This window comes from Acutalibacter caecimuris (genome assembly GCF_034335085.1).
GTDB lineage: Bacteria > Bacillota > Clostridia > Oscillospirales > Acutalibacteraceae > Acutalibacter > Acutalibacter caecimuris.
The window spans coordinates 1-12,664 of record NZ_JAWXXJ010000046.1 but is presented as its reverse complement, the minus strand read 5'-3'; the positions used below and the strand labels follow the sequence as shown (position 1 = coordinate 12,664).

Genomic DNA, 12,664 nt, shown 5'->3' with positions numbered 1-12,664 from the left:
ACCACACGTTATCGCTTATGTCATGTCTGTGATAGGATGTTTCCATCTTTTTCTCTCCTGCCTTTTTATGATGTTTCCATTCTATCACGATCCTCTCACCTTGTGTAGACACTATCTAGGAGATCCTGCCATGAACATCGCAAAACGAGCATTTCTGTACATAATCCGAAAGCGCGGAAAATCGATAATTTTATTGCTAACCTTGTCGATTATCTCCACCTTTGTCCTGACCGGGCGTCCATACTGACAGCGGCAGAGCAATTCGCTTTTAGCTTACGGCAGTCTGTTGGCGGGAGCATCAAACTGGAGTTGGACGAAAACAGCCCGGACTGGACTTATCAGAAGGGCATTGGCGGCACGATGGTGGGGTACACAGGTACGCCGATTATTGACGCAGATATTGAAAAGATTATGAGCGTCAAAGGCATCCGTGACTATAACGGTATAGGTTTTGGCAGCGTTTTTGCAATGGAGCTTTCGTTTATTCCAGGCATTAGCTTTGGACAAGCGAGAGATTACAGCGCTCTTCCCTCTGTTTCTAATTCCGAGTATTTCAACTACTTCCGGCGAGAGGCTTTCAAATTGGTCGAGGGCCGTCACATCCCCTTGGAGGACGATCACACCGTCCTGATCAGCAAAAGAAACGGCCTGAAACTGGGTGATACCATCACTGTGCAATGCAGCTATGACGCAGGTGGCTATCCTGACGTATCACTGAAAATCGTAGGCATATATGAAATCACTATGGACGATGGACATTTTAATACCACGTCAACAGACAAGCGGAACCGCCTGATTCTCGACCATAAGGTATGCAGGAAATCATGCAACGCGATGGCATACAGCACAACAACGGCGTAGAGTTTTTTGTGGACGACCCCAAAAACATAGACGCGGTAACCGCTGAAATACGCAAGATTGGCCTGGACTGGAACTGTTTCCAGTTGACCGTTGACAACACAGCATATGAAACGGTAGCATCCCCTCTTACAGCAAGGCTGATCATCGGGGTCGTAGCCGTCAGCATTGGCATATTAGCGCTGGTACTTAATATGTGGATAAAACAGCGCATACACGAAACCGGTATACTACTTTCCGTTAGTGTGGGCAAGGTGCAAATTGTGGCGCAGTACATTCTCGAAACGCTGATGATATTCATAATTGCCGTGGGCCTGTCCTACTGTACCAGCAGGGCATGATGTATGCCATCCTCGGCCCCTCTGGGTGCGGGAAAACAACGCTGCTTTCCCTGCTGAGCGGCCTGGACAGCCCGGCCAGCGGTCAGATTTTGTACCAGGGCGCGGGCATTTCAAAGTCTGGCCTTGCCGACCACCGGCGTAGTCATGTGGCGTTCATCTTCCAGAGCTACAACCTAATTGACTATCTGACCCCCATGGAGAATGTGGTCGGCCCTGACCTCCAAGCAGCAACCGCTCCCCATCTTGGAGCGGTTGGGATTGACCGTAGAGGAAACGAGGCGGAATATGCTGAAACTGTTTATTGCCCTGGGAGCGTATGCTCAATAACACGGCAATTCAGCTTTCATCTGACATACTGCGGAGTAGTGTACCGTAAGCTCGAACTGTTCGTATGCAGCTTCTGACGCTTTAATAAATTGGACAAAAAACAAGCTTTCCATAAGACGAAAACCGCCTTCATGGATAGCTTGCTTTGCTATAATATATCATCGAAAACGGCCAAACTGCCGTAGCCCTCCAATCAATCGTTTTGCCAACCCAAAACAGATTGATTGGAGGAATCACGGAGAAATACCCACCAAAGAAAGTGTTCGTTTTAGAAAATGGAGTGTATGCGGAACTCACTTACGCTCAGTTCAGTCAACAAAAAGAGTGCTATGTATGCAGGCGTTTTGTATATCTGCACGGTATGCTGATGGAAGTTTCTGAAAATGACTACAAAACGTTCTACAAAGACAAACGCCGCCAGAAGTATCTGGATGAGCGTTCTGCAAAGAATGGCGATTTTTCCTAATATTTTTTCTCCTTTATAATTGATTATCACCTCCTAAACAGATTTCCCATTCCGTGGCAACTGCCCTTTTCTTCCGTATCTCTTGCATAGTTCTCTCCTTAATGGCTACTTATATTGTTATTCTATCAAATACATGGGAAACCGTCAAGGTTTTGCATACCCATTTCCTCTGCATTTTACTTTATACTCTATCCGAGTGTAAATCCCACGGTTTTCCGCCAAATGGCAGCCTTTCCGTTACGAATTGCATAATTTGTGGCCGTTAGAATCACGAAAAAATGCCATCCCGTTCCATACAATTCCCTTGCCTGACTCCTACACCACTGCATAGGCATCAGCGGTTTCAAAAACGGTAAATTATGGGCAAAAGCCTTAATTGGACACCATTTTTAGAAAAAAGACAGGGCAGAAACCTCTGCCCTGTCATGGTAAATAAAGAAAACGCACCTTGGGTCTTTATAACTCCACCCATTTACCGGACTCTGCCGATGCGAGGATGGCATCCACCACATACTGGTTAGCCTTGCCATCCTGAATGCGGGCTGCTTGCCCCGCCTCCACACCGTTGATAATATCCGCAAAGGATTGCATTTGGTCGCTATAGTAGTATTCCGGAATGTGGAGTTTGGTGTAAGCGTGGGCCTCCGCGTTGATATCCCCCGAACAGACCTCGATTTCGTCGTCTACCCCCTGGGTTGCGTCCAGGGAATACACGATAGCGCCCTCGCTGCCATAAATCTCCATGCGCTGGTAATTCCCCCGGCCAAAGGCGAACCGGGTAATCTGGAAACTGGCGGATACGCCGTCCTCCATGTCTGCCATATAGTTGCAGAAGTCATCCACATCTACCTTCCCGGTGCCGCTGCCATCCGGCAGTTTCCGCTGGGTGACGTAGGTGCCCGTGTGGCCTACCACCCGTGTGTACTCCTTACCCAGCACAAAGCGCACCAGATCCAACGCATGGCATCCCAAATCCCCCAGCGCACCGGTACCCGTAAGCTCTTTGATATACCGCCAGGAGCGGGGCAGATCCCACTCCGGCCCGCCGCCAGCCTGAAGGTACTGCATATACACGTGATAGATCTGGCCCAGATACCCCTTTTCCAAAATATGTTTCATATAGCGTGCCGCGGCCTTAAACCGGTAGGAGAAACAAACCATGTTGGGCAGGTTTCTTTTCGCGGTCATCCTGGCCAGGATATCCGCCTCCTCCGCGGTCATGGTCACGGGTTTTTCAATACAATAGGGCTTGCCAGCCTCAATAGCGGCTTTTGCTACCTGGAAATGGGCGTTATTGGATGTGGAGATGTCGACCGCATCCACTTCTGAGCAGTTAATAAGGTCATGATAGTCAGCGAAACAGTGGGCGGCGTCCACGCCGTACTTTTCCCGCGCATATTCCATGCGTTCGGGCTTGATATCGCATACGGCTGTCAGTTGAAGGTCCGGGCTATTGGCTATCCCAGGTAGGTGTCCCCCCTGGGAAATCCCCCCAATGCCCACGCTGCCGATACGCCATAGTTTCTTTTCCATAGGAATTCCTCCTGAATATAGTAAGTATAGATGGCTATGCTTTGGAAAGTCAAGTGCAGTTTTCCCATATCCGCAATTTCTTGTGGAAATATGTTTTCCTAGCGCCCCTTTTCCTCTGTATAAGCCCTACATCCCCTTTGCTCAAGGCTTTTCCCTATAGAAGGGGCCCGGAGATAAATCCGGGCCCCTTCCTGTTTCATTTAGGGGTGGGCGAAAGCCTTCCCGCTGTTCTTCACTCAGCGTTATAGGTTTCCAAAACCTCCTGGTAAATTTCCATCAGCCGCTCCAGGCCCATCTGTTTCAACTGGGCAATGTAGCCGTCCCAGTCCTCCTCAAAGCCACCGTTTACAATCCAGTTGGCCCAGCACTCATTGATGTACTTATAGATGTCCGCGGTAAGCTTGGATATCTCGTCCATCTGCTCAGGGGTATAGTTGACCTGGGGATAAGGTTTCGCCACAAACTCCTTGAAATCCTCGTCGCAGGCCAGCTTGGCGCCGTCCCCGCTGTCAGGAGGCAACTGGATCTTCGCCTCTGTTTCCGGCGAAACATACTTGGGGCCGTAGTCCCGGCAGGTGATCTCCCAATACCACGCATCGCCGTTTTTGCCCTCAGGTGGGTCCAAAAAGGTAATGGTACCGTCCTCTTGTTTCTCCAGGGCCTCGCCAAAGGGGCCCCAGTAAGACTGGATGGAGATATCGTCAGAGGAATAGTAGTCCGCCCAGCGCATGGCAATTTCGGGATGCTCACAGGCAGTGGTCACGGTGAACTCGTTGCGGCGGTAGATAATAATGCCGTCGTTACCCCTGGCATAGCGGTCACCCCTGGGGCCTGCTAGGGGCAGCATGGGCACATATTCATCCGAATGGGGGTTTGTGTCAGCGGCAACTTCCCAGGCAATGTTGGTGCCTACCAGGGCGATCTCTTCGTTCTTCAGCTTGGCATCGGCCTGGCTGCCGTCCTGGGTAAAGTATTCCCGGTCCATAATGCCCTCGGCATAGAGTTTCTCAAAGAACTGCACTGCCTCTTTATAACGCCAGTCAGCGGGATAAAGATAGGCTCTTCGGTTTCCTGGTCCAGGCCCAGGTAATTCCCCTCTATGCTGTCAACCACGCCCCAGGGGTTAATAAAGCTGTATCCAGCCGCCCATATCCCCCTTGCCGCTGCCGCCAAAGGGTATCTCATCGTTGAGGTCGCCGTTCCCGTTGGCGTCCTGCTCCTTAAAGGCTTTCAGTACATTGTACCACTCGTCCACAGTGGTAGGCATTTCCAGCCCCAGGTTATCCAGCCATTTCTGGTTGATATAGGGCACGTCGCAGGCTTTGGGGCGCAGGGGCAGTTTGCTGGACAAGGTGTAGATATGCCCGTCAGGCTGGGTGATCAGCTTGCGCATAATGGGTTCCGCCTCATAGGCCGCCTTGATGTTGGGGCAGTACTCCTCAATATAGTCCTCCAAAGGCACAAACAGGTCCAGGTTGGTAAGGATGTCCACATCGCCCAGGCTGTTATTACCAAAGAATACATCCGGCAGGTCGCCGCCGGCCAGCAGCAGGGACTTCTGCTCGCCCCAGTCTGCATCGCCGGCATATTGCCAGTCAATGTGTACATTGGTCACCTTCTCCATCTCCTGGAACATACTGTTCTCGTTAAGATCCCGCAGGCCGGCACCCTTTACATACAGGAATGTCAGCGTGACCGGCTCGTTGACAATGGGATAGCCGGTAGCGTTAAAGTTGGCGTCCTCAGCCGCGCCGCCCTCGTTGCCGGCAGGGCCACTGGAAGAATTGCCGTTGTCTTTGCCGCCGCAGGCCGCAAAAAGGGTGGCCAGCAGGCAGAGTACCAGCAACAGGCTGAGCGCCTTTTTCCAATTTTGTTTCATGATTTTCTGCTCCTTTCAAGTACAAATAAGTTTATTTGACAGCGGCCGGCTTTCCGGGCCGTGATGCCACAAAATTCACCCTTTGATCGCGCCAATCATAATGCCCTGGCTGAAATATTTCTGTACAAAGGGGTAGATACACATAATGGGCACGGTGCTGATGATAATCACCGCGTATTTCATCAGTTCAGAGAGCCGGCGGGCTTCCTGGGCGGCCAGTCCGTCCCCGGTACCGGCCATAGCCTGGTTGGTAATCAGGATATTCCGCACCACCAGTTGCAACGGTTTCAGCTCCTCCGTACGGATATACACCAACGCGTTAAAATAGGCGTTCCACTGGCCCACGGCCGTGTATAGGGCAATCACCGCCAGAACCGCTTTAGACAAGGGCAGCGCGATTTGGAAAAAGAACCGCAGGTTCCCGCATCCATCAATCATGGCCGCGTCCAGAATCCCCTGGGGCAGGCTGCTGTCAAAAAAGGTGCGGGCAATGATAATATGGTACACGGCCACAGAGAAGGGTAGCACCATGACCCAAATGGTATCATAGAGGCCAAAATTCCGAATGGTAAAATAGGTGGGGATCAGCCCGCCGCCAAAGAACATGGTAAAGACAAAGAAAAGTGTGAATACCCTGCGCCCCACTAAATCCCGGCGGGACAGGGCATAAGCGGCGAGTATGTTGACCGCCAACCCAATGACTGTCCCCAGGGCCGTGTAAACAATGGTGTTCCGGTACCCCACCCACAACTCTGCATGGCGCATAATCTCTTTATAGCCGTCCACCGTAAACTGGCTGGGGACAAACCACACCTTGCCGTTGGCTACCTCCGTAGGGTTGCTGAAGGAGGCGATGATGATAAAGTACATGGGGTAGATCACGATAAGCAGGATAAATGCGCTTATCCCATAGAGAATGATATTAAATATCAGGTCGTTCCGCGTTACCTGGCGCTTGATAGAACCCAGGCTTGCCATAGTAATCCCTCCTAGTCTGCATAACCGCCTAGAACAGGCTGGTATCGTTCATCTTCTTGGAAACCTGGTTCACCAGCAAAAGCAGGATAAAGTTGATGATGTTGTTGAACAGGCCCACAGCGGCTGAAAGGCCATACTGGTTGCTGATAATACCGACCTTGTACACATAGGTGGCAATGACTTCACTGACCATCGTGTTCAAGGGGTTCTGCATCAGATACACCTTCTCAAAGCCCACGTTCACAATACTTCCGGCCCGCATGATCAAAAGGATCACCGCCGTGGGAAGCAGGAAGGGGATATCAATATACTTGATCTTCTGCCATTTCCCTGCGCCATCCACCGTGGCCGCCTCATACAGGGCCGGGTCCACCGCAGCCAGCGCCGCTATGTAGATAATGCTGTCCCAGCCAGCGTGCTGCCACACATCGCTCCACACATAAATGCTTTGGAAAGCGCCCGCCATGCCCAAAATATTGGGCGCCTCTTTAATACCGATAAGCTTTGCCAGGTTTCCGTAAAGGCCATTGCTGGGGGAAAGCCATACCAGCAGCATACCAACCATAACCACGGTAGAAATAAAGTGGGGCAGGTAGGTGGCTACCTGCAAGGTCTGCTTAAAGCGTTTCACCCGTATCTGGTTCATGGCCAGGGCCAGAAGGATAGGGAACGGGAACCCGGCAACCAGGCTGTACAGGCTTAGGGAAATGGTGTTTGTAAAAAGTGATTTTACCTGGAACGAATTGAAAAAAGTCTGGAAATGCTGCAAGCCGACCCACGGGCTCCCCTCAATGCCCGCCTTGGGGGTGAAATCCTTAAAGGCAATTTGTATGCCGTACATGGGGATGTACGTAAACATAAACAACAGTACCACCGCCGGGAGCAGCAGCAGGTAGAGCCCCCAGTTGCGGCTAATCCGCCTCCAGGTCAACATCGGGGTTTCCTTTTTGCTCAGTCTTTTGCCGGCCGCTTTCGCCGCCATATGCATCGCGCCCTTTCTTTATAGGTCCCGGTGCCGCATTGGCAACACCCGGACCCTTTTTTAGAACGAGGCCATTATAGCGTGAAACCGTCCAAAGGGAAATGTTTCAATTTAGGATTTGTTAACACTTTTTGTCATGTTGCCCTGTATACCCCCATATTTGCAAGCGGTAAATAGTCCAATACACGAACCAGTCATCCCCGAACAGGGAAAAACGCACAAAAGCCCTTCTGCGAGGAGTGACATCCGCACAGAAGGGTTTTGGAATTCATCCCGCGGCATTTGCCAGCCGGTTGGCTTGCCGGTATCTGTTCTGTTTCCACTGTACCATAAGCCCGTGGCCCCGGCTTTTCTTTTCCAGCAGGGTTTCCCGGTAAATCCCCTCCACCCCGCTCTGGGGTGTGGAAACGACGATGCGCACAATCTGGGCCTTCCGGTAGCTTTCCACCGACTCAAACGTGTTGGCCAACCGGGTGTCCGCGTAATGGGCAAACAGTATCTCATAGGGTACCGACGGCTGGGCGTACTGCTCATAGACCCCGCCCGGCACACAGGGGGCGCTGGGGGTGGTTTCCAAAACCGCCCCCAGGCCCGCAGCCTTTACCGCTTGGCATTGCTCTTCTGTAAAATCCATGTTCTGGCCGTAGAACCACAACAGCAGCCGTGCTTGCACCTTAGGGTAGCCGCTACCTGCCAGGAAGATAGTAGAGGCATACTGCTCGTCATAGTTCTGCCTAAACTGGAATTCCTTGCCGGCGTCTGCGGCCATAGGGCCCACAATTTCATAGCTGTCCCAAATAGGGTCATCCTCCGGCAAGGATTGCAACAAGGGATAAAGGGTGCCGGTAGCAGCCAAAAAGACCTTCTCTTCCCGCAACTGGGTAAGCAGGTAACGCTGGGTCATGGTGAACACGTCCTGGCTGAGGAGCCGCTCCCCATAGAGCTGGTTCATGTACTTCAAAGCCTCCAGGGATTCCTCCTGGAAGAATATATCCTGCCACTCCCCCTCCTGGTCCAGAGCCCTGGCCCCAAACATCTGCTGCAAAGAAATCAAGTCTATGTAACTGGGTATCACACCCGGTTCCGCCTTCCGAATGGCCTTTAGGGCGTCCACGGCCTCCTCTTTGCAACCAAAACTGCCGCTGGGGATGGCGTAGGCGTCCATAAGTTTCCGGTTGGCCAGCATTACAACCCCAGCAAGCGGCGTTTCCTGTGCCCTGCCGGTGGCTATGGTGTGGGGATAGGCATACACATCCCCCTTGGTGTTCCCGCACCAGTCCCGGAATTCCTGGGGCAGCCGGAATCCCGGCACTTCCCGTTTCAGCAAATGCTGCAAATTTTCCGTTTTGCCGGACATCTCGAACCGTTTTAGCTTGGGGTCTGCATAGCACTGGGTGGCTATGTCCAAAGGCACACCGGCGGCAATCAGGTTCATAAATCTATCCGCCGTACATACCGTAACCTCCACCGGCGTTCCCGTCAACTCCTCCAAACGGCTGGGGCCTGGCAGCAGGCAGTCATATTCCCACAGTTCCCCGCCGTCCCGGGTAATCAACGCTCATTGCAGCTTGGCCGCTGGCAGGGCCGGCAGGGCTTGGAAACCGGGACCCTCCTCCACAGCCCGGGCAGAAACCCATAGCAATAAGGCAAACGTGCCCAGCAGGGCCAACTTCGCCACAAGGGGAAACCGTCCTCGTTTCCCTCTTCCACCTTTGTGCATGGCCCCCTCCCCTTTTCATATCCAGCCGCCAGGCCGGCATTAGAAACGCAAAAACAAAACACTGTGTGGCGGCATACGCAGAGAATGGGCCGCCTGGGCTGCCTCCAAAACATCTTTTTTCTCAAAGGCTGAAGGAGGCAGGACCGTCGCGCTGGAATAAAGCACCGCCTCCCGGCAAGCGCTGTCCCCAGGGATATCCATGGTTTTCTCCCTGTGGAACGAGGCGTTTACCACCGTGGCTATAAACCCGCCCTCCGGGCTGCTGGTAACTACCGCCTCCTGCGAGGCAAAGCACAGCCGGTTCCCCGCGTGGTGTTTCATCAGGGAAAATACCTGCCCCTGCGCCGTCATCGTAACCCCCTCCGGCCCCACGCACAGCATCCCTTCATTCACCGCCTGAAAATGGCAGGCAACGGCTATGCCGCTCTTTTCCGCCTCTTCCATCAGCAAGTGCATGGCCAGCGCAGCATAAATGCCGTCTGTCACGCTGGAGGGTCGGTACCAGGCATACCAAACGTTCCACTCGTCCAGCGAAATCCGCACGTTGGACTCCAGCCATTTCCGGGACTGGTGGATGAGCTCGCGCATCCGTGAAACAGACGCTATGCACCGGTTGTATTCCTGCTCCACCGTGGAGAGGCTGGTGTAGCAGGGCGCATATCCGTAGTAGTGCTGGGAAACCAACTGCGCAATGCTGGAAAGGGGGCGCGCAGACAACTCCGCCCACTCCTTGCTGGGGTATGGCCCCGAGGAACATAGGCTGAGGTTCGGAGAGGTTTCCAGCATTTTCCTGCCATTTTCCAGGGCAGTCTGGCAGTAACCGCCGGGGGTGTTGTCCCCTTCCATATGGCCATAGCCAAATTCATTCCCTAAAGACCATAGCTGCACATGATAGGGTTCCTCATACCCCCGTTCCGCCCTAAGGCGCCCATATTTTGTAGAACTGTCACCGTTGCAGTATTCTACCCAGGCCGCATTTTCCTCCGGCGTGTTCCAGCACGGGTTAATGGTAATAAATGGTTCTGCCCCAATTTCCCTGCACAGCGCGATAAAATCGTCCGTATTGATCTCGTGATAGTCATACCCCATCGTATGGGGCTGGGTTTCCAGTCCCAGATAGGACTGAAAAGGCGCCCGCATATCTACCGGGAGCAGCCCGTCCATCCAGTTGTACTCCCCGGCAAAATTCCCACCCGGCCAGCGCAGCACTTTGATCCCCATTTCCCCCATCTTTTCTATTACATCCCGGCGCATCCCCCGGAAATTGTCCTTCGGCATCAGGGAGAGTGCCCCAAAGCAGGCAGCGCCCTCCTCGTCCCAGTAAATGCGGATGTCCGCGTTCGGATCAGCGGCATGGGGGGTAAGCTCTATTTCGTAGCGTTCCCACTCCGCCGCCTCCACCGTCAGGGTGCGGCAGTCATACACCAGGTTTCCCGCCCGGTCTGTCAGCGCCACGGATAGGGTCAGCTTTTTCCCGGCCCGTACCACCGCGCCAAACAGGTAGGTTTCCCCCTGCCGAATGGCAAGGCCATGCTGCCCCAGCCCCGCGCTTTGTCCCAAATGCGGGTTGAGGATGCACAGGGAATTGCACTCCAATATCCGGTTCATATGATACCCTTCCCCGTGGCGGGTATAGGGCTGGTCAAAGGTAAAGACCGCACGCTGTCCAATGGGATACCATTCCATAGCGCAGCCATTACAAGCCAAGGGTTTCCCGGCGAATTTCCGGTTTCGCAACATCTGGGCGGACAAGCCCCCCTGTATGCAGGAGCGCGTGTGCTCCAAATTGCTGCCGAACAGATAAGCAGGTACCATCAATTCCCCCGGAGGCGGAAGTTCCAGAGAACAAGGCTTGCTCTCCGCTGTTTCTTCCCCACCGGCCCCGCTCCCGTCCAAATTACTGCTGCGGGCCACATTTAATGATTCACCGCTCAATATTTCAACCACGCTGGCCCGCAGTTCTGCCGCCAACCGGTTTAAAAGGGCGATATCCGGCAAGCTTTTTCCCGTTTCCCTTAATTAAAGATATTGTTGGGTAAAAAAAGAAAGGTCAGTCGATTTTGCCGATGAAGCGGTAGTAGATTTCTACTTCCTGCTCACGACTTCCGTCCTCGCCCTTGACAGCTTCGTGGACGGTTATTTTTTCAATTAGAGTGTTCAGAAGTTCGGCGGTCAGCTCCACAGGGTTGACATACTGTTTCATTAGGGCAATCCACTTTTCAGCATCCGCTGCGGTCTGTACGGCGGCTTCCATCATTTCGTGAAGCTGTCTTATTTTTGTTTCAAGCTCCTTTTGCTCGTTCTGGTACTTCTCGGACAGCATATTGAAATTATACTCGGTTATGCGTCCGGCAGACCAGTCCTCATACATTTTAGCAAACAGCCCGTCAACCTCGGCTTTACGCTTTTCCGCCTTTTTCAGCTCCGCAGCCTGCTTTTTCTTCGCAGAGTTTCTTTCTCTGTCGCTGGCATTGAGCAGCCGTTTCAGCAGCTTGTCCTCGTCTTTCTGTGCCAACATAGACCAGTATTTCCGATTTGCCCTTAGACGAAGCGCGGCAGCTTCATACCTTTGATGAATATTTCAAACGGGAAACCGCCGAAACCGTCTTTGAGAAAGCCGGGAAGAAAATCACGCCGAAGCTGCTTCTTGAAGCAATCCGTACTTTGCCGGAAGAAAAGCGCAAAGCCGTACTCCTGTACTATTTCGAGGGAATGAACGACACCGAGATTGCGGAGCTGTTCAACACGTCGAGAAGCACGATACAGTACAGGCGGACAAGCTCTTTTGAGCTGCTAAGAAAATATCTGGAGGAAAATGCTGATGAATGGGACGAATGGTAACGAACCCGGCTATCCGGAAAATGCCCTTGTTCCCTATCCTGTCATTGTGGCAGCGACAAAGGGCGACCCGGACGCCATGAAGATTGTCTTGCAGCATTTCAGCGGCTACATAGCCCGCCTCTCCATGCGGAAGCTGTACGACGAGCGCGGGAACGTCTATTTCGGCGTAGACCACGACATTCGGGAACGGCTGCAAGCAAAACTGATGATGGCTGTCCTCACCTTTAGGACAGAGGAATAAACCACAGCGGCGGCGGGACGCTTTCTCTCACCCCCTTTTCCGTTCCGCTGCTGACGCGGGCAGCACAGCCATTTTGAACCTTGAAAAAGAAAGCGGCGCAAGATAACGGCGGCGCAGCATAGGGCAAATCGGATACGTTCCTTTTGCGCCGAGCCATACGGCGGGTGCGCCATGACGCTATCCGGGCGGGATTATCCCCACCCGGACAGCCGAGCGACCAACACCGCGCCGGAAAGCAAGTGTAGCGGCTTGCGGGCGACGACACGCAGAATATACAATGATACTTCCTTACAGCCACAGTCCGAGCGTTAAGAGCGTCGCAGGCAATGGGTAGGGCTGCATGAGAACCATGCCGGGGTGAAATTCCCATGAGGTTATGCTAGATAGTGTCTACACGAATTAAGTACGGATAGCAGCCCAAATGGCGATACAACGGACGTGTACCGCGGCGATAAAAGCATCCGAGGTTTTGGCATAACGAGTGGCAATACCTCTCCA

12 protein-coding genes and 3 pseudogenes are annotated in these 12,664 nt (G+C 53.0%); 6 read left to right on the top strand and 9 right to left on the bottom strand.

All coding sequences use genetic code 11. The annotated features are described in order from the left end of the window. Positions 1-309: 309 nt before the first annotated feature. From U8U01_RS16230 to U8U01_RS16215, 4 genes are all read left to right on the top strand, one after another. Entirely contained in the window at positions 310-861 is a 552-nt protein-coding gene (locus U8U01_RS16230; protein WP_322176513.1) for a hypothetical protein, read from the top strand. Beyond that, a complete protein-coding gene (locus tag U8U01_RS16225; protein WP_322176510.1) occupies positions 825-1,199 on the top strand; it encodes an ABC transporter permease family protein in 375 nt (124 codons plus the stop codon). Before U8U01_RS16230 ends, U8U01_RS16225 begins: the two co-directional genes overlap by 37 nt. Next, positions 1,196-1,603 carry an ATP-binding cassette domain-containing protein gene (locus tag U8U01_RS16220; RefSeq protein ID WP_367575636.1) on the top strand — a complete coding sequence of 136 codons (408 nt, stop codon included), beginning with the start codon at positions 1,196-1,198 and terminating at the stop codon, positions 1,601-1,603. The genes U8U01_RS16225 and U8U01_RS16220 overlap by 4 nt, the downstream gene beginning before the upstream one ends. 143 nt (positions 1,604-1,746) lie before the next feature. Next, the gene (locus U8U01_RS16215) at positions 1,747-1,992 is read left to right on the top strand and encodes a hypothetical protein (protein WP_322176507.1); all 246 of its coding nucleotides are present in this window, start codon (positions 1,747-1,749) and stop codon (positions 1,990-1,992) included. A 456-nt stretch (positions 1,993-2,448) separates the two neighbouring features. Here U8U01_RS16215 and U8U01_RS16210 read toward each other — a convergent pair whose 3' ends face one another. From U8U01_RS16210 to U8U01_RS16175, 8 genes and pseudogenes are all read right to left on the bottom strand, one after another. Continuing rightward, complete coding sequence (locus U8U01_RS16210) at positions 2,449-3,525, bottom strand: Gfo/Idh/MocA family protein (protein ID WP_322176505.1); 1,077 nt, start codon at positions 3,523-3,525, stop codon at positions 2,449-2,451. A gap of 232 nt (positions 3,526-3,757) precedes the next feature. Further along, positions 3,758-4,546 (bottom strand): type 2 periplasmic-binding domain-containing protein, encoded by a 789-nt coding sequence (locus U8U01_RS16205; RefSeq protein ID WP_322176502.1) that lies wholly within the window; start codon positions 4,544-4,546, stop codon positions 3,758-3,760. 102 nt (positions 4,547-4,648) lie between these two features. Beyond that, positions 4,649-5,404, bottom strand: a complete 756-nt coding sequence (locus U8U01_RS16200) for an extracellular solute-binding protein (RefSeq protein ID WP_322176499.1) — start codon at positions 5,402-5,404, stop codon at positions 4,649-4,651. Between the two features lie 75 nt (positions 5,405-5,479). Continuing rightward, positions 5,480-6,382: a carbohydrate ABC transporter permease gene (locus tag U8U01_RS16195; protein WP_322176497.1), complete on the bottom strand. Its 903-nt coding sequence runs from the start codon at positions 6,380-6,382 to the stop codon at positions 5,480-5,482. Between the two features lie 28 nt (positions 6,383-6,410). Further along, a complete protein-coding gene (locus tag U8U01_RS16190) occupies positions 6,411-7,316 on the bottom strand; it encodes an ABC transporter permease (protein ID WP_322176494.1) in 906 nt (301 codons plus the stop codon). Positions 7,317-7,632: 316 nt separating this feature from the next. After that, entirely contained in the window at positions 7,633-8,919 is a 1,287-nt protein-coding gene (locus U8U01_RS16185; RefSeq protein WP_322176491.1) for a type 2 periplasmic-binding domain-containing protein, read from the bottom strand. A gap of 204 nt (positions 8,920-9,123) precedes the next feature. Then, positions 9,124-11,082, bottom strand: coding sequence for an alpha-L-arabinofuranosidase family protein (locus U8U01_RS16180; RefSeq protein WP_322176488.1), 1,959 nt, complete (start codon positions 11,080-11,082; stop codon positions 9,124-9,126). A gap of 52 nt (positions 11,083-11,134) precedes the next feature. Then, a pseudogene (locus U8U01_RS16175) lies at positions 11,135-11,617 on the bottom strand (DUF4368 domain-containing protein); the annotation flags it as partial. Here U8U01_RS16175 and U8U01_RS16170 point away from each other — a divergent pair. Then, positions 11,608-11,925 (top strand): annotated as a pseudogene (locus tag U8U01_RS16170) (RNA polymerase sigma factor); the annotation flags it as partial. The pseudogenes U8U01_RS16175 and U8U01_RS16170 overlap by 10 nt on opposite strands. Then, positions 11,906-12,166, top strand: coding sequence for a helix-turn-helix domain-containing protein (locus U8U01_RS16165; protein ID WP_016289899.1), 261 nt, complete (start codon positions 11,906-11,908; stop codon positions 12,164-12,166). The pseudogene U8U01_RS16170 and the gene U8U01_RS16165, both read left to right, overlap by 20 nt. A gap of 399 nt (positions 12,167-12,565) precedes the next feature. On the opposite strand, the pseudogene U8U01_RS16160 reads toward U8U01_RS16165, so the two are convergent. Further along, positions 12,566-12,664: pseudogene (locus U8U01_RS16160) on the bottom strand (IS5/IS1182 family transposase); the annotation flags it as partial.

Coding starts and splice junctions, on each gene's coding strand:
- U8U01_RS16225 (WP_322176510.1), top strand. CDS start 825: ATGCAACGCGATGGCATACAGCACAACAACGGCGTAGAGTTTTTTGTG.
- U8U01_RS16220 (WP_367575636.1), top strand. CDS start 1,196: ATGATGTATGCCATCCTCGGCCCCTCTGGGTGCGGGAAAACAACGCTG.
- U8U01_RS16210 (WP_322176505.1), bottom strand. CDS start 3,525: ATGGAAAAGAAACTATGGCGTATCGGCAGCGTGGGCATTGGGGGGATT.
- U8U01_RS16200 (WP_322176499.1), bottom strand. CDS start 5,404: ATGAAACAAAATTGGAAAAAGGCGCTCAGCCTGTTGCTGGTACTCTGC.
- U8U01_RS16195 (WP_322176497.1), bottom strand. CDS start 6,382: ATGGCAAGCCTGGGTTCTATCAAGCGCCAGGTAACGCGGAACGACCTG.
- U8U01_RS16190 (WP_322176494.1), bottom strand. CDS start 7,316: ATGTTGACCTGGAGGCGGATTAGCCGCAACTGGGGGCTCTACCTGCTG.
- U8U01_RS16165 (WP_016289899.1), top strand. CDS start 11,906: ATGAATGGGACGAATGGTAACGAACCCGGCTATCCGGAAAATGCCCTT.